This is a genomic window from Candidatus Diapherotrites archaeon (assembly GCA_016205145.1).
Taxonomy (GTDB): Archaea; Iainarchaeota; Iainarchaeia; order Iainarchaeales; family JACQJH01; genus JACQJH01.
The window spans coordinates 374,647-397,700 of record JACQJH010000002.1; the positions used below are offsets into that span (position 1 = coordinate 374,647).

Consider the following 23,054-nt stretch of genomic DNA (forward strand, 5'->3'; position numbering starts at 1 on the left):
TTCGTAGCAAAAAAGTAGTTTTTTAATGTTTTTCGTAAAGAGTATTTTGTGGTAAAATCGGGGTTGGTGCAATGAACATAGCCATAGTCGGTTTCGGCAAAATGGGCCAGCTTATAGGCCAGAAGGCGGAAGAGCTCGGCATAAACGTGGTTTCCACAATCGACCCCTCCGCAAAAGGCGCAAAGTTCACGGAAATTTCCGCTGAAAGCGTGAAGGGCGCGGACGCCTGCATAGACTTTTCTGTGCCCCAGGCGGCATTGCAGAACATCACCAAGCTCGCATCGCTCAGGAAAAACATCGTCATGGGCACCACGGGGTGGTATGAGCACACGGCAGAGGCAAAAAAAATCGTGGAACAATCCGGCATTGGCATGGTTTACGCCGGCAATTTTTCCCTCGGCGTCAACGCATTTTACCGCATACTTGAAAAGGCCTGCAACACAATGGACGGCCTGGGCGAATACGACGTTTTCGCTTACGAAATACACCACAACAGGAAAAAGGACTCGCCTTCCGGCACGGCCGAGGAAATCGGCAGGATAATTTCAAAAAACATTGCGCGCAAAACCAGGATTGCCACGGAAAGGCTTGACCGCAAAATAGAGCCCGACGAACTGCACCTCGCATCGGTGAGGGGCGGCTTCGTGCCCGGCACGCACACGGTCGTCTTCGACTCCGCATTCGATTCCATTGAATTGTCGCACATCGCAAGGACACGTGAGGGATTTGCCTTCGGCGCGCTCAAAGCCGCGCAATGGATCCGGGGCAAAAAAGGATTCTACCACATCAGCGACTGGATGAAAGAAACGCTCAAATGAGGCGGCCGGCAAAAAAGCAAAGCAAAGAGATTTTCAAAAACAAAAGCAAAAAACAAAAAAGTTTTGAGGTGAAACAAATCATGGCGAAAAAGCTCAAAGGCTGCTTTCCGGCGCTCATCACGCCGATGAAGGAAGACGGGGACAGGCTCAACCACGCCATAAACTGGGACTGCCTGAAAGAACTGATAGCATACGTGACTGAAAACGGCGTCACGGGAGTCGTGCCGGCGGGCTGCACGGGGCATGCCGCGGCAATGACGGTCGACGAGCAGGTCAGGCTCATAAAGTTTGCGCGCGAAAACACGCCTGAAAAATTCATGGTTTTGGCGGGCGACGGCAGCAACTGCACGCGCGAGGCAATCGAATTTGCGAAAAAAGTCGAAAGGGAAATCGGGCCGTGCATCCACATGCAGATTTCGCCTTACCAGAACAAGCCGACAATGGAAGGAATGTTCCAGCATTACGGAAAGATAGCGGAAGCAATCCAGGGCGAACTTGTGGTCTACAACGTTCCCGGCAGAACGGGCAAGAACATCGAGCCCGACACCACTGTCAGGCTGGCAAAAGAATATTCAAACATCATCGCAATCAAGGAAGCCTCCGGCAACATTGAGCAGATAAAAAAAATCATCGCCGAAACAAGCGACATGCCGTTCAGCGTCATTTCAGGCGACGACCCCCTGACGCTTGAAGTGATCAGGGCCGGGGGCACGGGCTGCATTTCGGTTGCCGCAAACATCGCTCCCGGGCAGACAGCCGAATACATCAGGCTTGCCCTTGAAGGAAAGTTCGAAGAGGCGGAAGCAATCGAAAAAACCCTGCACGGACTGTTCAAGGCAATCTTCATCGAAACAAACCCCTGCCCCACGCACTATGCATTGCGCAAAATGGGCTATGGCGCAGGCATTCCACGATTGCCTTTGGTGGACATCACCGCCAAGTCGAAGGCCGAAATGGACAGGGTTCTGGCCGAACTCGGAATCGCAAAATAAGGGCAAAATGGGAAAGCCAATAAATTCCTTTTCTTTCCCATTTAATCTATGATAATCGTCCTTGTGCGGCACGGCGAAACCGACTGGAACCTGCAGCACAGGATCCAGGGCCAGACGGACCTGCCGCTAAACCAAAACGGAATCATTCAGGCAGGCAAACTTGCGGAAAAGCTCAGGCGTTTCAGGTTTGACGCCATTTTTTCCTCCGACATGCAAAGGGCGCTGCAAACAGCGCAGGAAATCGCAAAATTCCACAATGGCACGCCGCTCGTCGCTTCAAGGCTGCTCAGGGAAAAAAGCTATGGAAAAGGCGAGGGAAAAACCCGCGAGGAAAACATGCGGGAATTTCCGGAATACTTCGCCCAATGCGAAAAAGACTATTCTTCGGCAAAGATGCCGGGCGGGGAATCTTTCGCGGAACTTGAATCAAGAGTGCGCGCCTTTTTTGACGGCACGGTAAACAACCAAAAACACGGGACGATTCTGGTGGTCTCGCATTCCGGCACCAGCAAGGCGATAAAGAAAATGTTCTTAGAAGGCCCGGTCGGACAGTCGGAACCGTTTCCGCAGGGAAGGGCATTTGAAATCGACACGATTGCCGGAAAAATCGCGGAAATTTAAACCGCTTCGACCCAGAAGAAAATTTCCTGCTCCTTTTTGCCGCCAGAAGCATAGGAAACCCTGACTGAAACCTTTTGCTTTCCGGCAGCGCCAAGCCTGATTGAAACAGGCTTTTCCTTTGAACCTCCGGGCGCAACGGAAAAGGCGCCGAACTCCAGGATTTTGCCCTCGGATAGAACCTCAAAATCGTATTTGATGCTTTGGCCCTCGTGATTGTTTACCGCAAACGCAAACGAAAAATCTTCACCGGCATTAACCTTTTCCGGCAGGGAGTCAAGCCGGAAAAAAACCTCGGAAAAAGGCTCGCTGCCGCGCTGCTGGGCAAGCATGAAAACCAGGAAAGCCACGGAAAAAAGCAGGACAACGGTTACGACGGCAAAAACCGGCAACGCATCCGAATCCGCCAAGCCCACAGAATCGCCGTCCGCCATGAGAACACCAAAAGCAAAAACTTATTTAATAAGTAATCAGTTTTATTAGATTAAAACCTTTTTGTAGGGGCAGTCAAAGGCAATGGTGCGAATATGGCGGATTTTGACAGGTTTGAACAGCCAGCCTATTCGGATGACTTGGGCGGGCAGGAAGAGGGGCAAAAGCCGCTGGACATTGTGACGAAAAACCTCGGCAAAATCATTGCAATAATCGCCGTGCTCGCCATAGCCTATTTCGCCTACGATTTTTTCGCCGGCAGCATGAGAAACATCACCATAACCGCGGTCGACTCCGAAAAAAACATTGTCGAGCCGGACAGCATGCAGTTGTCCGATGAATCAGGAAAAGCGGTTCTGCCTGGCGCAGGACAGGGCAATTCCTTCCGCGTGCGCAAGGGAACTTACACAGTCGCAATAACGGCGCAGGGTTTCAAGCCATTCCGCGACACCATCTCAATCGAGAATGACGGCGAAATACAATTGGTTTTGCCAAAAGACATCAGGGTTTCAATCGAAAGCGTCCTGCTTGACGAGACAAGCATCCGGGCCGGCCAGACCGTCGCCGGAACAATTTCGCTGGAAAACAAAGGCGACAAGCCCGCGGAAGTAGAGCTTTTGCTGCCGGAGCTTGACAAAAAGCCCATTGAAGGCGTCGAAATTTCAATCGAGCCTTCAAAGCTCTCCGTCCCCGCAAAAGGAAAAGCCGAAGCGGCAATTTCGATAACCATCTCGGATACAATCAAAATCAAGAACGCCGCTTCCGGCGACGACAAGCAAACTAAAATCCAGGTGCGGTTCACGAACTCAACCGCAACCCTCGCGTTCAAGGTTGTGCCCAAACTCAACATAGGTTTTGCAACGGCAAAAATCAGTTTCGGCAGGATGAGGGCAGGCGCGAACAGTTCAAAGGAAATCCAGATAAAGAACGGCAACAATTATCCCGCCAAAAACCTTTCGCTTTCGCTTGAAATCGCAGGCTCCGCGAACAGGGATGCCGAAGGCTGGTTCACTTTCATAAAAGGCCAAAAAATCGATTCCATTGATTCGAAGGGCACTTACTCCGACCAGCTCAGGGTCGACGTGCCGATAACCGCCAAAAAGGAAACCATCAACGGCCTCATAGTGCTGAGCGGTGAAAGCCTCGACAGGCCCATCAAGGCCGAGCTCCTGATTGAAATTGCGGACGAAGCGAAAATCGATTTGGCGTATTCGATTCAGACAAGCGTATACAGTGTGAAATGGCTTGAAGCCCAGCAGAAATACGAGGAAAAAACCGCGAGCTTCAGCCTGAAGAACGACAGCGACCTGGACATCCAGAACATACAGGTTTTCGTCAAAAACCCCGGCGACTGCACAGTCGAATGGCTCAAGCTGACAGAACCGCTCATAACCGAAATCAAAAAGGGCGAGACTAAAACAGTTTACTTCACGGCAAGCGCGCCCACCGGAGTGAGGGGCACGATAGAGGAAGTCAACGGCCAGAACTGCAGGCTCGGCTACAAGTACGAGAATCCCCTGACGCACGCCGACGAAGAGGAAGAAATCGACAAGCTGGTGCAAATCAATCCAAGCGGGTGAAAGACATGCCTGAAGACATGAGAATCCATCTGCTCAACCTCATAAACTGGGAGCGCGGAAAACACGGTTTGCCGCCATTACAGTTGGATGAAGGGCTTGCGCACGCAGCAAAAGCCCATTCGGAACACGACATAGACCAGCCGGGACTCGCCCACGCGCCGGAACATCTCCGCCCAAACGTGCTCGAGAACGTCGCTTCGTATGAGTGGCGCGGACCGCACAGTCAACCATTCGAGCCATGGCAGATAGCCGAAAAAATAGTCCAGCTGTGGATGGACAGCCCCAGCCACAGGGCAGCAATGCTTGACCCCCACATAACCCATGTCGGCGCCGACATCGCGCACAGGCACCTGGAAAACAACAAAAGAAAAATCCATGCAACCGCAAGATTCAGGTAAAACAGACGCTTGACGTTTTATACAAAATAGATTACTCGGCGTATTGCAACTGCAATACGCCTTAGTTTCGCTCCACGCAGCCGAAACTGCGTAGCCGTTGCGAAGCCGTTTTTGCGGGCTTTTTTCCAAAATCCTAAGGCAGATGGGTATTGCAATTGCAATACCCGTCGCGCACCAGCCGGGCGCGACGGCTAGCCCCGAGAGGGATTTGAACCCTCGGCCACTCGCTTACGAAGCGAGTGCTCTACCGCTGAGCTACCGGGGCGGAAACTGCAGTTCCGTGAAAAAAGCTTTTGCGCGTCGCCTCTTTTCCAAGGTTTTTTTGCAATGGCAAAAAAAGCTTGTGCGGAAAGGTTTAATTTGCTTTTTATATTTTGGAAAACCCGGCTTTGCCCGCTGAAAGCTTCCACAGCAGTTCCGGCAGGCTGTCAGCCTTGACGCGCTTCTGTTCCATTGAATCGCGTTCGCGCAAAGTTACGGTGTTGTCCTTCATCGTGTCGTAATCGATTGTTATTGCGTAAGGCACGCCGATTTCGTCTATGCGCGCGTAACGCTTGCCTATGCTGCCGCTTTCGTCGAACAGGATGTCGAATTCAAAGGCGTTGAGTTCGTTGAAGATTTCCCTCGCCTTTTCCAGCAGGCCGTCCTTTTTGACAAGCGGGAAAATGCCCAATGCGAAGGGGGCGATTTTTGCCGGCAGTTTCAAATAGATTCTTTCCTCCGGCCCGCGCTTTTCCTTCCTGAACGCCAGGTCGAGGCAAACGTAAAATGCCCTGTCAATTCCGGCGGAAAGCTCGAATACGTGCGGCAAAACTTCTTTGCCATCCTCTTTCACGCTAAGCGCCTGCCTGCTCTGCTTTGCATGGCCTTTCAAATCATAGTCGGTGCGGTAATTGCACGCCATGAGCTCAATCCAGCCCAAATCGGTTTCAACTTCGAAGTCCCAGGTTTCCTTTGCATAAAACGCCCTTTCATCGGCTTCAAGTTCGCGGAACCGCATTTTTTCAACCGGGATCCCGAGTTCGAAGTAAAATTGCTGGACCCTTGCAAGGTAATACGCAACAAGCTTTCCGGAAACGATTTTCTTTTCCGCCGCGTCCCTGCAGGAAATGGCGTGCGTTTTCCTGTCCTTTACAAGGCACAAATTGAGCTTGTAGCCTTCGGCCCCGGAAAAACCGTCAATGTCGTTTATTTTGTCGGGGTCGAAAAATATTTCGATTTCCATCTGGCCGAACTCGCGCGCCCTCAAAAGCGTGTTGCGCGGGGCAATCTCGTTCCTGAAAGATTTTCCGGCCTGGCCGATCCCGAGGGGGAGCCTGCCGCGCATTGTCTTGAACATTCTCGGAAAATCCAGGAAAATGCTCTGGCAGGTTTCAGGTCGCAGATAGCACGGATTGTCGCCTGTCGCGCCGATGTCGACTTTCATCATCATGTTGAATTTGCGGACCTGCGAAAACTCCCTGCTTTTGCATTTCGTGCATTCCACTGAATGCTTTTTTATGAGCGCGTCAAGCTCGGCGGTTGCAAGGCTTTCCGCGACCAGGCCGTTGATTGCTTCCGCGATAAGCCTGTCAGCCCTGAACAGCGAATTGCACTTTTTGCACTGCACTATGGGATCGTTAAAACTTTCAAGGTGCCCCGATGCCTTGAAAACGTCTTCCGGCAGAATCTGCGAACCGTCGATTTCGAGAAAGCCTTCCTTTTGGACAAGGCGCTTTCTCCACAAATCGACTATTTTGCGCCTGATCGCAGCGCCGGTCGGGCCGAATTCCCAGAAGCCGCTTGGCGCGGAAGAGTAAATTTCAGCGGCCGGATAGAACAAAGAACGGCGCAATGCAAGGTTTACGAGTTCCTCTTTTGCCATGAAAACCAACGAGGAATTTTTGCTTAAAAGCCTTTTTAAACAATGCCTTCAAATAGGTAGTAGGCTGGTTTCATGGCAATCGAAGGCAGGCATGACAGGGTATCGCAGTTAAGGGACAGGCTTCTCAAGAAGACCAAAGGGCAGATCCAGGAAAGGTACGAGGAAAACGATATCCACATAATCAGGGCAATCGGCGCTGTCGAAGACCTGGAATCCATTTTCAACCTGCTTGCCGAAGACGCAAGGGAATGGTATGGTGTGCATTACCCGGAACTGGAGAGGCTGACCGGAAGCAACGCAGAATTTTTGAAGCTCGTCGCAGACCTCGGCGACAGGAAAAACTTCGATTTTACGAAAGTGCTTGAAACCGTTGCCGAACAGGAGAAAGCAACCGAAATTTCGGAAAAAGCCAAGAACTCTATTGGCTCGGCGGTAAGCGGGGAAAAAATGGCCCTGATTTGCAGTTTCGCAAAAACCGCGCTTGAAACATTTGAAAGGAAAACCGGGCTTTCGGCTTTTGTAGAACAGCAGATGCAGGAAATGGCTCCGAATTTTTCAAAAATCGCAACTCCCCTGCTGGGCGCAAAAATCCTCGCCGCGGCCGGTGGCATGAAAAAGCTCGCATTGATGTCGTCTTCGACAATCCAGGTCATCGGCGCGGAAAAAGCATTGTTTGCGCACATCAAAACCGGGAGCCCTTCCCCCAAGCACGGCCTGATATTCAACCACCCGCTTGTACAGCAGACGCCGCGGGACAAGCGCGGAAAAATTGCCAGGGCTTTGGCCGGCAAGCTTTCGATTGCCGCGCGCATAGACTATTTCGGAAAAAGGCAGGCTTCAGCCGAACTGGAAAAAGACCTCGGGAAAAGGGCTAAGGAAATCGAACAGCTGAAGCCCAAGCAAAAGCCGGCCAAAAGCTTCAGCGAAAAGCCACGCGCTTTCGGTGACAGGCCGGCGGGGTTCGGCTCACGGCCAGGCGGATTCGGGCAAAGGCCGCGCGGGTTTGGCCCAGGAGGCGGCTTTGGCAGAAAGCCCGGCGGATTTTCAGGAAAGCCAGGAAGGTTCGGGAACAGGAATGCCGCAACACACGCAAGTTTTGGCGGAAGCTCATACGGACGCCCGCGCATGCGGCCGGCGAAAAAAAGCCGCTGAATTTTCCTTAAACAAACCATGCTTTTTTTGGTGGTTGCCTTGGATGAAATTTTTGAAGGCGTTTTCTCGGACAACAGGAAAATTTTCACCAAAACAATGGAGAGGGAAAGCGTTTACGGCGAAAGGCTCGTCGAAGACGGGGGGTGCGTTTACCGCGAATGGGTTCCGTTCAGGAGCAAGCTTGGGGCAGCGATAAAAAACGGCCTCAAGGAACTGCCCGTCAAAGCCGGCTCGAACGTGCTTTACCTTGGAAGCTCCGAGGGCACGACGCCGAGCCATGTTTCAGACATCATAGGCGAAAAAGGCATTCTTGTGGGCGTTGAAATCAGCGAAAGGCCCATGAAAAAATTCATTGCAGTGTGCGAGTCAAGGCAGAACGTGCTTCCCGTGCTGGCGGACGCAAACAAGCCGCAGGATTACGCGGAATACCTTGAAGGCGTTCCCGTGGACGTGCTGTACCAGGACATTTCCCAGAAAAACCAGGCGGAAATATTCAACAAAAACGCGAAAGCATTCCTCGCAAAAGGAAAACACGGCCTCATTGCAATCAAGGCGCGCAGCATTTCGCAAAAGAACAGCGTGAAAAAAATTTTCGAGGAACAGGTTTCCGAACTCAAAAACGAATTCGAAATAATCCAGGAAATCGCTCTCGAACCATTCGAAAAAGGGCACCTCATGGTTTTATGCAGGAAAAAGTGATTCGATGAAAGAATTGAGAAGGCAATTCCTGCATTTCGCTTTCGGCTCCGCAATCCTTGCATTGGTGCTGGTGGCCGGGACAAGCGTTGCGCTCCCGGCAACAGCCACAATGCTTGCGGCAGGCATTGTCCTGTCATGGGTTGTCTCAAAGGGCGCGGATTATCCGCCCGCCAAGGTTTTCCTGAAACTTGCCGGCAGGAAAGCCGAAAAAAGCATGCCCGGAAAAGGGGCAATCTACCTCTTCCTGGGCGCAACGCTTTCAATGCTGCTTTTCTACTCGAACGAAAAAGCAGTCATCACCGGCCTGACCGTGCTTGTCTTCGGCGACTCCATTGCAACAGTCATAGGCAAAAGATTCGGCAAAACCCGCATAGCAAACAACCGCACACTCGAAGGAACAGTTGCCTGCATTGCGGTTTCATTCCTCGCCCTGCTGTCATTCCTCAATCCATTGCAAGCAGCGGTTGCAGGCATTGCAGGCGCAATCTCAGAATTTTTGCCGATAGACGACAACATCACAATGCCGGTTTTTGCGGCGGCAACAATAGCCTTTTTATTGTAACGCGGGACAAAAACTTAAACCACCTTCACGTTGTCAAACGGGTTTTGGGCGGGTAGCTCAGCTTGGATAGAGCAAGTGCCTCCTAAGCACTAGGTCGTGCGTTCGAATCGCACCCCGCTCGTAGCCGGTTTCGTCCGGCTGGTGCGCGTTGAGGGGCCTCGCTTTGCTCAGCCCCTCTGCCTGCGGTTTGTGGATATTTCCAGCCACAAGCCCAAAAACGCCCATTTTATTCGTCAAAAGGCTGAAAAAAAGCCTTTTTTCCGCGTTTTTCTACGCAATCAACGAAATCCTTTTTAACTGCTTCCGGCTTTTATAACTTTAATGGAAAAACTTGCCACAGCAATCGCCGGCGAAATCTGCATGTCAAAGGACCCCGGCGGAAGCATGAAAAAATGGCGCGAAATCTTCGGGGTTTCACAGACCGAACTGGCACAGCACCTCAAAGTGAGCTCTTCCACGATTTCAGACTACGAGGGTGGCAGGCGGAAAAGCCCCGGCATAGGCGTGGTAAAGCGCCTGGTAGACTCCCTGATTGCCATTGACAGGAACCGCGGCGCCAAGGTTTCAAGGCAGCTTGAAAAAGACTTTTCCCCGAAAGAAAGCCCTTTCGACACGCACGAATTCTTCGCGGCAGTGGACGGAAAGGAATTCCAGAAAAAAATCGGCGGGGAATGCGCGGCAAACTCCCTTCGCCTCAAGGAAATGCAGATTTACGGTTATACTATCATCGACTCCATCAAGGTCATACTTGACGTGCCAGTGCACGAGTACATGCAATTGTACGGCAAAACTCCGGACAGGGCGCTCATTTTCGAGCACGTTGAAAGCGGCCGCTCTCCCCTGATTGCGGTCAAAATCGGCAGGTTCAGCACGGACATGAAACCGTCAATCGTGGTATTGCACGGAAACCTGACGCCGCAGACAGTCGACCCGATTGCAATCAAAATCGCGGAAGCCGAAAAAATACCATTGCTGCTGACAAACAAGCCGATAGAGGAAATCAAGGCAGAACTGCAGAAATTCGAAAGCTGAAAATCATCTGCCTGAATCCAGCAAGGACAGAAGGGCGTACACCGCCTCATTTTTCGGAACCTTGACGCCAAGCAATTCCGCCTTTTTCACTACAAAGCCCGAGAAAGCCTCGAACTCCAAACCCTTTCCGGCTTTCGCATCCTCAAACATCGATGTGCCCGCGCCTTTGAAATGCGGCTTGAAAACGAAAAAGCGGTCAAGCTCGCTTTCACGGATTTTCACTCCGCTTTTTGCCGCAACAGCAACTGTTTCAAGCATCAAATCGCGCACAAGCCCAATGGCAGCAGGATTTTCAAAAACCCCGTCAAGCGTCGCGCCTGACAGCGCGGTAACCTGGTTGAAGCCCGTGTTCCAGCAGAATTTCAGCCACTTGTCCTTTCGGATGTCCTTTGAAACCTCGAAAGCGATGCCGGCTTTTTCAAAAACGCCTTTCACGAATCTGACGCGCTCAGATTCCTTTCCGTCAGGTTCGCCGAAAACCGGTTTTGCGGAACTGAAGCATTCAATGCAGCCCGGCTCCGGAATGCGCGCGCCGATCCACGTGAAGGCCGGCAGGCATTTTCCCTTTCCGAGGACCTTTTCGATTTTTTGCCCGTTATCCAGGCCGTTCTGCAACGACAGGAAAACCGTTTGCCTGCCGACGAGGGGCTTTGCCTGCACTATCGCTTTTTCCGTTGCATGGCTTTTCACGCAAAACAAGACCAGGTCGCATTCGCCCACGCTTTTCGCGTCATCAGAAAAAACGCCTTTCGCGACAAAATCGCCGTAAATGCCCCTGACCTGCAGGCCATGCTTTTTCATCGCCCGCAAATGTTCGCCGCGGCAAATGAATGCGACGTCAAAACCCGCTTTTGCAAGCATTGCGCCGAAAAAGCCGCCCACAGCGCCCGCGCCGAAAACCCCGACCTTCAATTTAGCACCGCCGAAACCACAAATGCAAAAAAAAATTCCGTTCAGACGCGCACGCAGTAGGTCATGCGCTTTTTTTCCTTGCCCGTCTTGTCGATGCCGACCAGCTTTGCGGCATGTGAGTAAGAGGAATTGAATTTTCGCGAAAGCGCCTCCGCAACTTTTTTCGCGGTTTTCTTCGAGCCGATCAGGAAATCCACGCCGCCGCGCGCCTTTTTTATCGCGGCAATGCCGGCCAGCGGGGAATTGTCGGAGGCGACCAGGAACTGCACCAATGCAACAAGCTCCTGCTCTTCCTTTTCGGTTTTGCCGGAAAACCTGAGCTGCAAAATAGCCTCATGGTAGTTTGATGAAAGCTTCATGCACGAATCGCACATGGCATTCCTGAAAACAACCGGCACTGCCGACTCCAAAAACAGGGGCTGAGATTCAATGAAGCCTTTCACTGAAAACGACGCTTCCATTCCTTCCGCTGAAGGCTCGCCGAATCCAACCGAAACAGCCGCCTTGTCAAGCCTGCCTGCCTTCGCCTTTCCCGCAATGAAATCCCTGAACGCAACGGATTGCAGGGAAATCCACCTGCCCTGCGCCAAGGCCAGGCCGCAGCGCTTGCATACCTCGACAATAAGCTCCTTCGGAAATTCGACTGCCTTGTTTTTTGACAGGAAACAGGTCCGGCAGAGGCTGCCGATGAAAGGCCCGGCCGTGCCGCCGCATTCCGGACAAAACCTCGAAGTTTTTAACATGCAATCAGCCCTTGGATGTGCTTTCGCCCAACCCGAATTCCAGATAAAATACGGGATTCAAAACAATGATATATGTTGCTGTAATGCCCGTCAAAAGCCTTGAAAGCACAAACAATGCAAGCGCTGCAGGGCTGCCCAGAAAAAACGCGAAAACGTACGACAAAAGCGAAAGGCACAACTGCAAAAAGGCCGCCTTGGAAACATTGCCGATGTTTTTCCCCGAAAGAGAAACGCCGCGCCGGAGAATGCCAAAAACACCTTTTTCCTCAAAAACCGAAACCGGGCCGACAAGATAAAACGCCACAATCAGGCAAAACACGACAAGCATGGAAAGGCCGATGAAAAGCCATGCAAGCCAGGCATTCTGCAAAGCGATTGCAAAGGAAATGCCGGCAGAAAACGGGATGGCGAGAACCGCTGAAACCGCAACCGTGAAAAGGTTTGCCGAAACAACCGGCAAAAGCCTCGGCCTGACCGCCTTGAACGCGGAAACAAAGGAAATTTCCCTGCCGGAAAAAAACATTTTCGCAAGCTCGGAGTACATTGCGCTGACAACAATGTCGACCAGCAGGACAAAAAGCGAAAACGCAAGCAATGCAAGCAAGGCGGGAAAAACCGCGTTGATTTCGGTTTTCGGCAGTTCGCCGGACGCCACGGCCAAAAGCGTCTGCATCGCGGACACCGTGCCCAGAATCGAAACACCGTACAACGCCGAGACAACGAGCTTCGGCAAAAAAAGTTTTGGATGCAAAAACAGCAGCCGCAAAGAATCAATCATCACGTCGACAAAGCGCATGCCACGAGGCTTCGGAATCCCCTCATCAAGGACCGGGCGCACGCCAAGCGCGCGGCCCCGTTGTTTTGATAAAGCCCGTTTATCCATAAAATCAAGCGCGTTGCGGCCAAAAAGACGGTCGTGCTGGTGGTGGCAAGTCAGCCGGTCAGGCAAATCTTTCTTCCAAGCTCCGGAATGATTGCTTCAATGCCCAGCTCGGACTCGATCTTTTCCTTGAAAACCGGCATCACTTTCTTGTCGCCGTGCACCAGAAGCACTTTCTGCGGCGACCATTTCTTCAAGGCCTTCAGCATTTCAGACTGCGACGGGTGCGCGGAAAAATCGAACTTTTCAACCTTGCAGACCGCCTCCACAAGCTCGCCGTCAATCGGAATCCTGCCGGTTTCAAGCAGAATCCTGCCGGGCGTCTCCTCTACCTGGTAGCCCGTCAAAAAAATCTTGGAATTCTCGTCATTGATCATTTTCGGCAGGTACTGGTAGACGGGGCCGCCCTGCATCATTCCGGCGGTGGTTACGACAACGCTCGGCTGCTTGAAAACGCGCTTGCGCCACGAATCATTCTTAATCCACGTCGCCTTGTGCAGAGCCTTCTCCAAGGCCTTGTGCTCCTTCAGGTATTCTGCATGGCGCAGGTAAACCCTTGAAACTGTCTGGCACATGCCGTCCAAAAAAACCGGAACCGCAACATTGTATTCCGCGAGAACGTCGATTATCTCCTGGCTCCTGCCCACCGCGAAAGCCGGAACGACCGCCCAACCGCCGTGGTTGACGACATCGATGACGCCTTCAACAAAAGCCTTTTCCGTTTCCTTTCTCGGCGAATGCTCGCGGTCGCCGTAAGTCGATTCCGTGACAACAAAATCCGCCTTGCCAACGCCTGCAACGTCAGCTCCGGCATGCAGCCTCATTTCGTCGACGCGGTAATCGCCGGTGTACAGGAACGACTTGCCGTTCGAAAACGAAAGCTTTGTCAGGGCGCTCCCGACAATGTGCCCTGCGTCAAAAAACTCCATTGAAACGTTCTTTGTGATGTCAAGCTTCCTGCCGTACTCCACGGAAAAAGTGTACCTTTCCGCCTGCCTGATTTCATCTTCCGTGAACTCCGCTTCCAGGGCCTCGGCATCCGCAATCTTCAAAGTGTCAAACCACAGAATGCGCGCAATGTCCAAGGTCGGGGGGGTCATGTAGGAAAGGCAGTTCGACTCCATGAAAAGCTTCGGTAAATGCCCCGAATGGTCCAAATGCGCATGGCTTATGATTGCGGCATCAAGGTTGATTTCAACCGGCAAAGGGTATTCGACGCCATGCGGCGTAAGCTTGACTCCGCGGTCGAGCAGAATCTTGTCCCCCGCGTCAACCAGAAGCGAACTCCTGCCAACTTCCTGGCACGCGCCAAGGCCCGTGAAAAAAATGTCGCGCATAATCAAAACCAAAAACCCCGCAAAACAAAAAAGAATCGCATCAAAAAAGCACCGGAATCAAACAAATTAAAAAAGAAAAAAATAAAAATTGCCCGCTCACGCGCGGGCCTTAAGGAACGACTTTAGCGCCAGGGCCAAATCGTATTTTTTCTCGATCGTGACGGAATTTGAGACTTTGGAGTTGGTCAAAGCATCAAGCTTTGCCAGCACGGTCGTCATGACAACGAATGAGAATGCTATGCCCAAGGCAAACACAGTCCTCTCAAATGCCACGATTGGAATCAATGCAACCCACTGCTGCGCCGTCATCGGCACGGTCCAGACCCAGATTGCCCCGCCGACAGCATGCGCCGTGAAAGTCGCGCCAAAGCTTTTCATCAGCAGATTGTTCGGGAAAAACTTCGCGATTATCGGGATTGCCCAGTACAGGCTGAAAAACCAGGCCTGCCTTCCGACAGGATGCAGCATGAACAAAGCCATTGCAATGATCGGCACTGCAACCGAAAGGTTCCGGAAAGCCTTTTTGCCGTGCGTCCCGAAATAATATGCGGCGAACAGCATGGGTGTCAGCCTGAGAACGTCAAGCAGGCCCCAGGCCTTTCCGAAAACAACGGCATTGCCGATTTCAGAAATCAGCACTGCGCCCGCGCCCACTATCGGGCCGAGAAAAGAGCCCGCAATCGGGCCGAACAACTGGAAAACCGTGAAAAACTGGTTCTGCGCGCCGACAAGCGCGGAAAAATTCACCTGCTGCGCAGCCAATGCGATTGCCGCGAACAGCAAAACAAACAAAACCTTGGATTTCAAAGAGCCACGAGACAAAAACCCACCCCCGAAGAAAGGCCAGAATGAAAGCAATTGGGCGGCTTAAATATTAAAAAGCAATCGGTGGCCCCGTTCACTGGCCGCAAAAAGACACGACAAAGCAGAAATCTGCCATTCGCCGGCGCCCGTCCCGCAGCATTATGCCGGCCAATGCAGATGGAAGCCTTACCCGAAAGTCAAAATCCTGTCGGATTCCTCAACAAGCCTAAGCAAATCCTGCATTGTTGAAACCGGGCAGATTTTGCTTTCATTCTTTTGCCTCAATTTCAGGCAGGTTCCGCAGGCCAGTATTTTGCCGTTTCTTTTTTTGAATGCGTTAATCGTTCTCTGAACATCAAACCTGCGGTCTTGAATAGTTTCGCATTCCACGCCTTTGCCGAGAAGAAAAATTTTTGCATGGTGTTTGTTTTCCAGTGCTTCCACTCCCAACCTGAATGCGTTCCACGCCGTTTCCGGGTCGCTTGAATTCAGTATTATTGCGAGCTTCATTTCAAATCACTTTGAGTTGTCAACTATTTCCTTGATGTCCTGTTCTGCTTCAAGGGCGTCCTCTTCGCTTACGTCCGGAAAGAACCGTGAAATCATCGTTGGTTTCATGCCCGCGATTTTCACTTTCCCTTTTTCCTCCAGAACATTTATCTTGCATGGCATGCAAAGAGAGACTAACCTGTTTTTGTTCAAAAATTTGTTTGCATGCTTGCCTGAACAAATCTCGATGATTTTCAGTGGTTTTTGCTCAAATCCTTTTGCAGCCAGCCGCTCTTTCACGTCATACACCTGGAACAGTACCCAGCCTTTATGGTCAACCGCCTTCAAAACCGATACAACTGCCTCGTCAAAACCCTTGCCGGTTTCAACTACATATGCAAAATCCGCTAATTCCATTTTTCGTCCCCCCCCCTCGAACCCAAAACACTTTTTCGTTGGCCTGCTGGAAACTCAATTTTTTGCCGCCTATTCGCGGAATTCATCTGGTTGCCGCCCTGAGAATTCTTCCAGTGTCTTCCAGCTGCTCCAGCAAAACCGCCCTTATCAGGTTGCAGGCCTTAATCATTTTCCTGTTGGCAACTTTGTAGCTGACCGTTGTGCCATGCTTTCTGGCAACAACAACGTTTCTCTGCCTCAAAACAGCCAAATGCTGGGACAAATTCGCCTGCCTGATTTTCATTAAGCCCTCGAGCTCGGAAACCGTTTTTTCACCCTCGCTCAGCAGGCTCAGGATTTCCAGCCGCTTCGGGTCGGCAAGCGTCTTGCAAAGTTCGGCGTGCAGACCGAACAAATCAGCATTCATATATTCAAATATACGAATATAACTTTTTAAACGCATCCCAGGCCGCCACGCCCGGCCGGTGCGCGCCCGATTCCGCTGCGCTTCATCGGGCTGGCTCGCTTCGCTCGCAACTGCAATTTGCCAAAATTACCTTGTAACCCCGCTTTCCCTTGCCGCCCGCGCAACCGCCTTTGCGATTTTCGGGACAACGCCCTTGTCCACGGCATTCGGCAGAATGTTTTCCCTTGAAGGCTTCCCCGCTGCCTTCGCCAGTGCCTTCGAGGCCGCCATTTTCATTTGCTCGTTGATTTCCGTTGCTTTCGCGTCAAGCGCGCCCCTGAACACGCCGGGAAAAGCGAGAACATTGTTTATCTGGTTTGGAAAATCACTTCTGCCAGTGCCGACAATGAAAGCGCCCGCCTTCAAAGCCTCATCAGGCATTATTTCCGGAACAGGATTCGCCATCGCGAAAACAATCGGCTTTTCGTTCATGGACCGGATCATTGCAGGAGTCATCAGGCCCGCCCTTGAAACCCCGATAAAAACATCCGCTCCCACAACCACTTCCGCAAGTCTTCCCTCGGCATTGTTCGGATTGGTCAGCTTTGCAAGCTCCCGCTTTGCGCCATTCAGGCCGGCCCTGCCATTGTGGATCGCCCCGACACTGTCAACCAGGATTATTTCCCTGACTGGAACGCAGACATTGTCATCCATTCCAGTACAATGAAGCCAGCGCGCGATTGCGGTGCCCGCGGCTCCGGCACCATTGACCACAATTTTCAGGTCCTCAACCCTTTTGCCTGCAACCTTCGCCGCATTCAGCAACGCGGCATAAACGACTATGGCTGTGCCGTGCTGGTCGTCATGCATGACCGGAATGCTGACACGCCTTTTAATTTCACGCTCGGCTTCAAAGCATTCCGGCGCTGCAATGTCTTCAAGGTTTATGCCGCCAAAAGTCGGCGCAATCGCAACTGCAACATCCGCAATTTCCTTCGCGGAAGAAGCATTCACAACAATCGGCACGGCATCAATGTTCGCAAACTCCTTGAACAGAACAGCCTTTCCCTCCATCACCGGCAGAGCCGCTTCCGGCCCGATGTCGCCAAGGCCCAGAACAGCCGAGCCGTCGCTCAAAACCGCCACAGAGTTGCCCTTCCAGGTCAAATCAAAAATCGCTTTTTTGTCCAAGGCAATCTGCCTGCACGCCTCAGCCATGCCGGGAGTGTAGACAACGCTCAAATCGTGCCTTGACTTGACCGGAACCTTTGACTGCACCGAAAGCTTGCCCCTCAGCTTCTTATGCAATGCAAGCGATTCGGCAAAAATGTCGGAAGGCATAAAAACCAACAAAGTTGGAATACAATCGTATGTTTACTCCGGTTAAAAAAGATTACTCTTTCTTCGTCTTCGCTGCATTGCCTGAAACGAACCTGAACGCCGAATAAACCGCGCTCACCGCTTCCCCCACCCCGACAATCGCCTGCTTGAACGCGGTGTCCACAACGTCCCCTGCAGCGAAAACGCCTTCAACGTTCGTGGAAGACGAGCGGTCGATTATTATTTCGCCATGCCCGTTGGTTTTCACGCCGAGGCCGGCTGCAAGCCCGGACAAGGGAATGTGGCCGATTGCCATGAAAACCGCGTCCAGTGCAAGCTCTTTTTTCCCATTGTGCGGCTTGTCTAGGACAACGCTTTCCAAAAACTTTCCGCCCTTGAACGCAGTCACATTCGTGTTGCAAATTATTTCAACATTTGAAAGCGCTTCCAACCGCTCCATGTTTGAAGGCTCTCCGCGCAGTTTGCCGCCGCGGTAAATAATGAAAACTTTCTTCGCATAGCGCGCAAGCACGATTGCTTCCTTCACAGCTGAATCCGAGCCGCCGACAACAGCGACTTCCTTGCCCTTGAACAATGCGCCGTCGCACAAAGCGCAGAACTGAATGCCCTTGTTCCTGAATTCCTTAGAGCCGGGAACGTCAAGCTCCTTCACTTTCGTGCCGGTGGCAAAAATCAGGGTTTTCGCGGAAAAATTCCCTTCGTCGGTTTCAAGCGAAAAATTGCCGGCAGTTCCCTTCACGCGGGAAACATTCGCCTGCACGGTTTTTATGTGCTCCTTGTAATCCATCGCATGCTCTTTCAGCTTGTCCACGAGTTCCTGTCCCGACAGGCGCTTGAAGCCGGGATAGTTTTCAACAATGTCAGTCCACAGGATGAGGCCGCCGAGATTTTCCGACACAAGCAGGGTTTTGAGTTCAAGCCTGCCGGAATACATGGCCGCGGCAAGGCCTGTGCAGCCCCCGCCGATTATCGCAACGTCGAAATTTTCAGTTTTTTCTTTACCGCCGGGCAACAAACCACCACAGAACAAAGAAGGCAAAAAGGTTAAAGCGCTTTTCTCAGTTGAGGCCAAGCGCCTTTTTCAGTTCCGGCTTGTTGAAACCGACAATAATCTTGCCGTCAACGTCAATCACCGGCACGCCGGTCTGGCCGCTCTTCTCGATTATCTCATGGACCCTCGCCGGGTTTTCGGACAGGTTGACGTCCTCGAACTTTATTTTCTTTTCCTTGAGAAAATCCTTGGCCATGACACAGTAAGGGCAGGTCGTGGTCGAATAAACTACAACATTCTTCGCCATAAAAAAAACGCCTCCAAAATTTATTCCATAAATAATTGCCCGCGCAGGGTTAATATTGTTAGCTTTTAACACTTAAAACCCTGGTTTAATGTTGCCGGCCACAATGGCAAATGCAGGGGTTACGCCTTTTTCAGCGCCTCCGCAACAGCCGCATCCAGAACCGAAAAATCGCTTTCGCCCACCAAAGCCTTGCCTCCGATGAAAAACGTCGGGGTGCCGTAAATGCCCGCTTTCTTTCCCTCGGCAAGCGTTACATCAACAATCGCCGAACCATTTCCGGCAAAATAGCATTCGCGCAGTTTCTTCTCGTCAGCGCCTGCCTTGGACGCCAGGCCGAAAATGAATCCGATGCCCTTCTGCCTGAATTCATCCTGGTTGTCAAACAGGGCTGTTGCAAACTCAATGAACTTTCCCTGCGCGGCCGCGCACGCCGCAATTTCTGCGGCAGGCCTGCTGAAAGGATGGTTTTCAAGCGGAAAAAACTTCCAGACAAAATGAACCCTGCCGCCATAATTTTCAATGAGCTGTTTTGTCGCGGGCCACGCCTTTTTCGTGTAAGGGCACGAAAAACATCCGAAAATGAAAACCGTTTCATTGGCATCCGGGTTGCCGAGGGAAATTCCCTCAATTGCAGTGGGCACGGCAAGGCTTTCCGGCGCCGGAGCTGCGGCAGACGAACCATTGCCGAATGCCGCATTGTAAATGCAGAAGCCGCTGCTGTCCGGGCCGTTGCAGTTCCCGTAGGCCCAGAAGTTGTAGGCGCCCCAGGCCGAAAGCGCGATGCTTGCAATCATGAGCAAAGTGAAAAACCAGGACAATGCCTCGAAGTGCTTGAAAACAAACCTGCCGAGGCCCTCATGCTTTTCGAGGATTTTCGCGGAAATCCTCATTTTCATTTTCCTGTCAAACGAAGTATTGCATTTCCGGAAAGTGATGCGCCTGAAAACGCAGTCGAACGCCTCCAATGCAAGCCGCCGGTACTTCGCGGAAAAAATGCCTAGAACTGCGAAAACAACCAAGGCTATCAGGCAAATCATCCGGGCACCCGAAAAACAATACACAAAACAATGCGTTTTGTTTTAATTGCTTTCCCCGGAAAGTTTCGACTGGACAACCGCCTCGAATTCAGCCAAGGTCTTCGCGCCGACAACCTTCTCGCCGTTGATGAAAAACGTCGGCGTAGCGTTCAGGTTGAGGTCATAAGCCTCCTTTTCATCGGCCTTCACCGCCAGCGAAAACGTGCCGGCATTGAAGCAATCGGAAAACGCCTTCCCGTCCAAGCCAGAGGACTGTGCGGCGTCAAACACGGGCTTCGGGTCAAACTGCTTTGCCGAATGGTCGTGCTCCGAATCCGGTTTCGGCGGCTGGCTGAACAAGGCCTGCATGAACTCCCATCTTTTGCCCTGCGCCTCCGCGCACTTTCCCGCCCCGGCATAGCGGTCGGAAAACTCGTGGATCGGGAAATCCTTGTACGAAAAGCTCACTTTGCCCGTGTCAACGAATTTTTTCTTGAATTCCAGAAAAGTTTCGTTGAAAAACTTTTTCGTGAAAAAGCACTGCAAATCGCCGAACTCGACAATCTTTACCTTTGCATCAGGATTCTGCTGCACTGCCGCCACGGCTGAAACCGGCTGCTGTGCCGGAACGACCACAGCCCCGGAAACAACCGCTGCCTGGCCGGATGGCGTGGACTGCCCGCCGGCAATCGGGGGCACGGGAGATGCGGAAATGCCCTTGGCCTGTCCCGGCAGTGTTCCGCCGCGGCAGTTTACCTGTTTGGAAGGTTCAGAGCCGGTGGCAATGGCAAGGTTCGCTGCAGACGTGGATGGGGCAGAGCCGTTGGAACTGGCTATGTGCCCGATGCTTTGCGAATTTTGCACACCGGCACTGCCGACAGGCAGTATGCCGGCAACCGACAGGACAGACGCCAGAAGCAAAACAACCGCCAAGGAAAACAAGGACATCACGACAACTTTTTTCAAAACAATTTCCCCGACTTTTTTCAAAACAATCCCCCCTTCAAGGAAAACCATAAAGACAAGACAACCGCGATTGCGCCCAGAAACACGCCCGACTTGAACAGCAAGGCAAAGTCAAGCGAAAAAACCGGCTCAAAAATCCCCGTTTTTTCCGCCAGGCCGTGCTTTTTCACCATGCCAAGCATGTGCGCCGAGCCGAGAAAAGCGGAAACCAGGCCGATTGAAATGAAAAACGGCTGGAACCGGAAAAGAACGCCTGAAAGTATTGTCGCGCCAGCCAATGGAAGAACGTCTGCTATGTGGTGCGCGCAGCATGCCGCCATGCTTGTTGCCGAAACACCGCCGGAAGCGGCAACCTCGCCTTTCAGCGCGGCATTCTGCGCTGAAACCGCATCAGAAAGGAAAACAAACAACGCTACCTGCAAACCGAAGCCGAAGGACAATGCAACAAGCCAGGGCCACGAAAAATAAAACTGTTCAATCGCATGCCGCAAAGAGTTCGCAATTGAAAGCACTCCGAAAAAAAACAGCAGAATTCCGGCAAATGCAAGGAAACCGAAAAACGCGGGATTCCTGCCGGGAACGGGGATTGCCGTCCCGGCGGGATTGGTTTGCAGCCACGCGCTTTCGGATTCCATGATTTAAGCACTTCCAAGAATCTGCCCAAGGGTTCTGCCCGTCGCTTTCTGCAAAAACGATGGGTCGACTTTTTTCAGGCAGTCCGCATACTGGCCGGGATGATGCGACAAATGCTGGACGTTTGCCTCATCCTGCAAGTTGCCGCACTGGCTGCCGGAAGAGGCGGCCTGCTGCTCGAAAAACTGCTGGTTTGACTGCGTCTGCAGGATTTGCCCGCTTTGCCCGACGTCAAGCCTGGGCTGGCTCAACAGGCTGAAAGCGGAAGCGCCAATCAGCAGGACGCCAATCCCAATCAGGGCCGTAAGCCCGATCAAAAGCTTGTCCATGCTTTAACACCCGCCGACCATGTCCGGCAGATTCTGCAGGCTGCTTGGAGTGCTTTGCTGCGCGCCCGCATTGCCCGCTGCTGTTGCCTGCTGCTGCACCAACGCAGTATTGCCTGCGCCCGCTGACTGTTTCAACTGGCCGACCGCATTTATTGCGCCTGAAAACTGCAGCGCCTGCACCGCGCCTAAAACAAACAACGCCGCAAGCACAATAAGAAAAACCTGCGAATTGCCCAGGCCGAAAAGGCCACCGGCACCGGATTGTTTCTTTTCACTATGTTCAGAATTTTCTTTAGACATTCACCAAAACCTCCAACCAAAAATTTTTGTTTTGCCAAATTATGAATGGCGGCACCCAGCATCATCCGGATGCCGCAAATTTCTACGGCAGCCTAAACCGGCCTTAACACCCGCCGACCATGTCCGGAATGCTGTCCAGGCCGCTGCCGGAAGTTGCCGCAACCTCCTTCAGCTTGGAAACATCCCTGAACTTGTTGGATGCAAGGTTGATGTAATTGAGTTCAATGCTGTTCGCCGCAAGCAGGGAAGCCTTCTGGAGAATCTGCTTCGGGAAAAACATCGTCTTCCACTTGCCCAATTCCTCCAAAACCTGCTCGTCTGAAAACTCGGAACCGTGCTTTGTCAGAATGTATTTTGCAAGGCCCCTCATGGCATAGCTGTGCTGGCAGCCGCACGCCGCTTCGCCGGTATTGAATATTATCGAGTCCGCGCCGCAGCAGTACTCGCACGAAATCTTGGTGGCGATTTTTATGTACCTCTGCAAATTGTCGCCGGAAAGCGTTATCTGGTCGTCAAGCGGCGCAAGGATTGCAAGCGACTGCACCGGCTGTTCGAACGAAACCCCGAGCTCCGAACCGTAAACTGCTGGGATTCCCCTCGGAATCACTGTTTCCATAAGGTTTGCGGTTGAAAGCACCGCGTTGCCCGAAGCCGCCGCAGGCGTGACGCCAACACTTATTGACGAGTTAAGGCCGCTGCCAAGCGAAAGGCCTGAAAGCGCGCCGTTCAACTGAAAACTCAAATAAGTGTTGAAGGCGAAAACGCCGACGACAAGAATTGAAAGCACTGCTAGGAGCGTTTGCTCCAGATTTTTGTCCATGAAAAAAACCACCTCAATGCAAGGAATGCGGCTGAAACCATATATAGCCGTTCTTGAAACCGTCAAAAGCCGAACGCCCGGCTGGTGCGTGCACTATGCTCGCTTTGCTCGCATAGCGCTGCGCCCATTGGCAACTGACACGCCCGGCTGGTGCGAACCAAGGCGGCGGTTTCGTCCGCCGGGTCCGACGACGGGTACTTCGCGCGGCTCAGTACCCATCTGCTTTATTTTCGCATT

General features: G+C 52.2%; 28 protein-coding genes and 2 tRNA genes. 10 read left to right on the plus strand and 20 right to left on the minus strand.

From position 1 onward, the window contains the following. Positions 1–71 precede the first annotated feature (71 nt). The 3 genes from dapB to HY394_05105 all read left to right on the plus strand — a co-directional run bounded on the left by dapB (position 72) and on the right by HY394_05105 (position 2,431). On the plus strand, positions 72–818 hold the full coding sequence (gene dapB, locus HY394_05095; protein ID MBI4053383.1) for a 4-hydroxy-tetrahydrodipicolinate reductase: 747 nt from the start codon (positions 72–74) through the stop codon (positions 816–818). 80 nt (positions 819–898) lie between these two features. Next, a complete protein-coding gene (locus tag HY394_05100) occupies positions 899–1,810 on the plus strand; it encodes a 4-hydroxy-tetrahydrodipicolinate synthase (protein ID MBI4053384.1) in 912 nt (303 codons plus the stop codon). 48 nt (positions 1,811–1,858) lie between these two features. Then, on the plus strand, positions 1,859–2,431 hold the full coding sequence (locus tag HY394_05105) for a histidine phosphatase family protein (GenBank protein ID MBI4053385.1): 573 nt from the start codon (positions 1,859–1,861) through the stop codon (positions 2,429–2,431). Here HY394_05105 and HY394_05110 read toward each other — a convergent pair. Then, positions 2,428–2,862 carry a hypothetical protein gene (locus HY394_05110; GenBank protein ID MBI4053386.1) on the minus strand — a complete coding sequence of 145 codons (435 nt, stop codon included), beginning with the start codon at positions 2,860–2,862 and terminating at the stop codon, positions 2,428–2,430. The genes HY394_05105 and HY394_05110 overlap by 4 nt on opposite strands. A gap of 93 nt (positions 2,863–2,955) precedes the next feature. Between HY394_05110 and HY394_05115 the strand changes: the two genes are divergently transcribed. Both HY394_05115 and HY394_05120 read left to right on the plus strand, forming a co-directional pair. Next, entirely contained in the window at positions 2,956–4,440 is a 1,485-nt protein-coding gene (locus HY394_05115; protein ID MBI4053387.1) for a hypothetical protein, read from the plus strand. A 5-nt stretch (positions 4,441–4,445) separates the two neighbouring features. Then, positions 4,446–4,838, plus strand: a complete 393-nt coding sequence (locus tag HY394_05120; GenBank protein MBI4053388.1) for a CAP domain-containing protein — start codon at positions 4,446–4,448, stop codon at positions 4,836–4,838. A 193-nt stretch (positions 4,839–5,031) separates the two neighbouring features. Here the strand turns inward: HY394_05120 and HY394_05125 are convergent. Next, positions 5,032–5,103: transfer RNA gene (locus tag HY394_05125), tRNA-Thr, on the minus strand. A gap of 102 nt (positions 5,104–5,205) precedes the next feature. Next, the gene (locus HY394_05130; GenBank protein ID MBI4053389.1) at positions 5,206–6,702 is read right to left on the minus strand and encodes a glycine--tRNA ligase; all 1,497 of its coding nucleotides are present in this window, start codon (positions 6,700–6,702) and stop codon (positions 5,206–5,208) included. Between the two features lie 72 nt (positions 6,703–6,774). Between HY394_05130 and HY394_05135 the strand changes: the two genes are divergently transcribed. The 5 genes from HY394_05135 to HY394_05155 all read left to right on the plus strand — a co-directional run bounded on the left by HY394_05135 (position 6,775) and on the right by HY394_05155 (position 10,147). Next, positions 6,775–7,854 carry a C/D box methylation guide ribonucleoprotein complex aNOP56 subunit gene (locus tag HY394_05135; GenBank protein MBI4053390.1) on the plus strand — a complete coding sequence of 360 codons (1,080 nt, stop codon included), beginning with the start codon at positions 6,775–6,777 and terminating at the stop codon, positions 7,852–7,854. A gap of 18 nt (positions 7,855–7,872) precedes the next feature. Further along, positions 7,873–8,553: a fibrillarin-like rRNA/tRNA 2'-O-methyltransferase gene (locus HY394_05140; GenBank protein ID MBI4053391.1), complete on the plus strand. Its 681-nt coding sequence runs from the start codon at positions 7,873–7,875 to the stop codon at positions 8,551–8,553. A gap of 4 nt (positions 8,554–8,557) precedes the next feature. After that, positions 8,558–9,115 (plus strand): hypothetical protein, encoded by a 558-nt coding sequence (locus HY394_05145; protein MBI4053392.1) that lies wholly within the window; start codon positions 8,558–8,560, stop codon positions 9,113–9,115. 46 nt (positions 9,116–9,161) lie between these two features. After that, a tRNA-Arg gene (locus tag HY394_05150) sits at positions 9,162–9,236 on the plus strand. A 200-nt stretch (positions 9,237–9,436) separates the two neighbouring features. Next, the gene (locus HY394_05155; GenBank protein ID MBI4053393.1) at positions 9,437–10,147 is read left to right on the plus strand and encodes a helix-turn-helix domain-containing protein; all 711 of its coding nucleotides are present in this window, start codon (positions 9,437–9,439) and stop codon (positions 10,145–10,147) included. A 3-nt stretch (positions 10,148–10,150) separates the two neighbouring features. Here HY394_05155 and HY394_05160 read toward each other — a convergent pair whose 3' ends face one another. The 17 genes from HY394_05160 to HY394_05240 all read right to left on the minus strand — a co-directional run bounded on the left by HY394_05160 (position 10,151) and on the right by HY394_05240 (position 22,817). After that, positions 10,151–11,059: a 2-dehydropantoate 2-reductase gene (locus HY394_05160; GenBank protein MBI4053394.1), complete on the minus strand. Its 909-nt coding sequence runs from the start codon at positions 11,057–11,059 to the stop codon at positions 10,151–10,153. 41 nt (positions 11,060–11,100) lie between these two features. Then, on the minus strand, positions 11,101–11,802 hold the full coding sequence (locus HY394_05165) for a hypothetical protein (protein MBI4053395.1): 702 nt from the start codon (positions 11,800–11,802) through the stop codon (positions 11,101–11,103). 4 nt (positions 11,803–11,806) lie between these two features. After that, on the minus strand, positions 11,807–12,640 hold the full coding sequence (locus HY394_05170; GenBank protein ID MBI4053396.1) for a hypothetical protein: 834 nt from the start codon (positions 12,638–12,640) through the stop codon (positions 11,807–11,809). 95 nt (positions 12,641–12,735) lie between these two features. Then, on the minus strand, positions 12,736–14,019 hold the full coding sequence (locus HY394_05175) for an MBL fold metallo-hydrolase (GenBank protein ID MBI4053397.1): 1,284 nt from the start codon (positions 14,017–14,019) through the stop codon (positions 12,736–12,738). A gap of 96 nt (positions 14,020–14,115) precedes the next feature. Next, a complete protein-coding gene (locus HY394_05180) occupies positions 14,116–14,841 on the minus strand; it encodes a hypothetical protein (protein ID MBI4053398.1) in 726 nt (241 codons plus the stop codon). Between the two features lie 168 nt (positions 14,842–15,009). Beyond that, positions 15,010–15,333 carry a DsrE family protein gene (locus HY394_05185; GenBank protein ID MBI4053399.1) on the minus strand — a complete coding sequence of 108 codons (324 nt, stop codon included), beginning with the start codon at positions 15,331–15,333 and terminating at the stop codon, positions 15,010–15,012. 6 nt (positions 15,334–15,339) lie between these two features. Beyond that, positions 15,340–15,729: a DUF302 domain-containing protein gene (locus tag HY394_05190; protein MBI4053400.1), complete on the minus strand. Its 390-nt coding sequence runs from the start codon at positions 15,727–15,729 to the stop codon at positions 15,340–15,342. A gap of 82 nt (positions 15,730–15,811) precedes the next feature. After that, a complete protein-coding gene (locus tag HY394_05195) occupies positions 15,812–16,135 on the minus strand; it encodes a winged helix-turn-helix transcriptional regulator (protein MBI4053401.1) in 324 nt (107 codons plus the stop codon). Between the two features lie 126 nt (positions 16,136–16,261). Continuing rightward, positions 16,262–17,455, minus strand: a complete 1,194-nt coding sequence (locus tag HY394_05200) for an NADP-dependent malic enzyme (protein MBI4053402.1) — start codon at positions 17,453–17,455, stop codon at positions 16,262–16,264. Between the two features lie 52 nt (positions 17,456–17,507). Further along, the gene (locus HY394_05205; protein ID MBI4053403.1) at positions 17,508–18,467 is read right to left on the minus strand and encodes an FAD-dependent oxidoreductase; all 960 of its coding nucleotides are present in this window, start codon (positions 18,465–18,467) and stop codon (positions 17,508–17,510) included. Positions 18,468–18,513: 46 nt separating this feature from the next. Then, positions 18,514–18,753, minus strand: a complete 240-nt coding sequence (locus HY394_05210) for a glutaredoxin family protein (GenBank protein ID MBI4053404.1) — start codon at positions 18,751–18,753, stop codon at positions 18,514–18,516. A 119-nt stretch (positions 18,754–18,872) separates the two neighbouring features. After that, positions 18,873–19,790, minus strand: a complete 918-nt coding sequence (locus HY394_05215) for a DsbA family protein (GenBank protein MBI4053405.1) — start codon at positions 19,788–19,790, stop codon at positions 18,873–18,875. A 42-nt stretch (positions 19,791–19,832) separates the two neighbouring features. Continuing rightward, complete coding sequence (locus tag HY394_05220) at positions 19,833–20,759, minus strand: DsbA family protein (GenBank protein MBI4053406.1); 927 nt, start codon at positions 20,757–20,759, stop codon at positions 19,833–19,835. Then, positions 20,756–21,370: a hypothetical protein gene (locus tag HY394_05225; protein MBI4053407.1), complete on the minus strand. Its 615-nt coding sequence runs from the start codon at positions 21,368–21,370 to the stop codon at positions 20,756–20,758. The genes HY394_05220 and HY394_05225 overlap by 4 nt, the downstream gene beginning before the upstream one ends. 3 nt (positions 21,371–21,373) lie before the next feature. Further along, positions 21,374–21,697 carry a hypothetical protein gene (locus HY394_05230; protein MBI4053408.1) on the minus strand — a complete coding sequence of 108 codons (324 nt, stop codon included), beginning with the start codon at positions 21,695–21,697 and terminating at the stop codon, positions 21,374–21,376. 3 nt (positions 21,698–21,700) lie between these two features. After that, positions 21,701–21,997 carry a hypothetical protein gene (locus tag HY394_05235; GenBank protein MBI4053409.1) on the minus strand — a complete coding sequence of 99 codons (297 nt, stop codon included), beginning with the start codon at positions 21,995–21,997 and terminating at the stop codon, positions 21,701–21,703. 103 nt (positions 21,998–22,100) lie between these two features. Further along, positions 22,101–22,817, minus strand: coding sequence for a hypothetical protein (locus tag HY394_05240; protein MBI4053410.1), 717 nt, complete (start codon positions 22,815–22,817; stop codon positions 22,101–22,103). Positions 22,818–23,054 lie beyond the last annotated feature (237 nt).

Excerpts from the sequence above, each read along its gene's own strand:
- HY394_05155 (MBI4053393.1), top strand. The coding sequence starts at position 9,437 with ATGGAAAAACTTGCCACAGCAATCGCCGGCGAAATCTGCATGTCAAAG.
- HY394_05185 (MBI4053399.1), bottom strand. The coding sequence starts at position 15,333 with ATGAAGCTCGCAATAATACTGAATTCAAGCGACCCGGAAACGGCGTGG.
- HY394_05145 (MBI4053392.1), top strand. The coding sequence starts at position 8,558 with ATGAAAGAATTGAGAAGGCAATTCCTGCATTTCGCTTTCGGCTCCGCA.
- HY394_05100 (MBI4053384.1), top strand. The coding sequence starts at position 899 with ATGGCGAAAAAGCTCAAAGGCTGCTTTCCGGCGCTCATCACGCCGATG.
- HY394_05210 (MBI4053404.1), bottom strand. The coding sequence starts at position 18,753 with ATGGCGAAGAATGTTGTAGTTTATTCGACCACGACCTGCCCTTACTGT.
- HY394_05235 (MBI4053409.1), bottom strand. The coding sequence starts at position 21,997 with ATGTCTAAAGAAAATTCTGAACATAGTGAAAAGAAACAATCCGGTGCC.
- HY394_05165 (MBI4053395.1), bottom strand. The coding sequence starts at position 11,802 with ATGTTAAAAACTTCGAGGTTTTGTCCGGAATGCGGCGGCACGGCCGGG.
- HY394_05110 (MBI4053386.1), bottom strand. The coding sequence starts at position 2,862 with ATGGCGGACGGCGATTCTGTGGGCTTGGCGGATTCGGATGCGTTGCCG.
- HY394_05195 (MBI4053401.1), bottom strand. The coding sequence starts at position 16,135 with ATGAATGCTGATTTGTTCGGTCTGCACGCCGAACTTTGCAAGACGCTT.
- HY394_05240 (MBI4053410.1), bottom strand. The coding sequence starts at position 22,817 with ATGGACAAAAATCTGGAGCAAACGCTCCTAGCAGTGCTTTCAATTCTT.
- HY394_05215 (MBI4053405.1), bottom strand. The coding sequence starts at position 19,790 with ATGATTTGCCTGATAGCCTTGGTTGTTTTCGCAGTTCTAGGCATTTTT.
- dapB (MBI4053383.1), top strand. The coding sequence starts at position 72 with ATGAACATAGCCATAGTCGGTTTCGGCAAAATGGGCCAGCTTATAGGC.
- HY394_05175 (MBI4053397.1), bottom strand. The coding sequence starts at position 14,019 with ATGCGCGACATTTTTTTCACGGGCCTTGGCGCGTGCCAGGAAGTTGGC.
- HY394_05225 (MBI4053407.1), bottom strand. The coding sequence starts at position 21,370 with ATGGAATCCGAAAGCGCGTGGCTGCAAACCAATCCCGCCGGGACGGCA.
- HY394_05130 (MBI4053389.1), bottom strand. The coding sequence starts at position 6,702 with ATGGCAAAAGAGGAACTCGTAAACCTTGCATTGCGCCGTTCTTTGTTC.
- HY394_05135 (MBI4053390.1), top strand. The coding sequence starts at position 6,775 with ATGGCAATCGAAGGCAGGCATGACAGGGTATCGCAGTTAAGGGACAGG.
- HY394_05120 (MBI4053388.1), top strand. The coding sequence starts at position 4,446 with ATGCCTGAAGACATGAGAATCCATCTGCTCAACCTCATAAACTGGGAG.
- HY394_05190 (MBI4053400.1), bottom strand. The coding sequence starts at position 15,729 with ATGGAATTAGCGGATTTTGCATATGTAGTTGAAACCGGCAAGGGTTTT.
- HY394_05200 (MBI4053402.1), bottom strand. The coding sequence starts at position 17,455 with ATGCCTTCCGACATTTTTGCCGAATCGCTTGCATTGCATAAGAAGCTG.
- HY394_05115 (MBI4053387.1), top strand. The coding sequence starts at position 2,956 with ATGGCGGATTTTGACAGGTTTGAACAGCCAGCCTATTCGGATGACTTG.
- HY394_05140 (MBI4053391.1), top strand. The coding sequence starts at position 7,873 with ATGCTTTTTTTGGTGGTTGCCTTGGATGAAATTTTTGAAGGCGTTTTC.
- HY394_05230 (MBI4053408.1), bottom strand. The coding sequence starts at position 21,697 with ATGGACAAGCTTTTGATCGGGCTTACGGCCCTGATTGGGATTGGCGTC.
- HY394_05105 (MBI4053385.1), top strand. The coding sequence starts at position 1,859 with ATGATAATCGTCCTTGTGCGGCACGGCGAAACCGACTGGAACCTGCAG.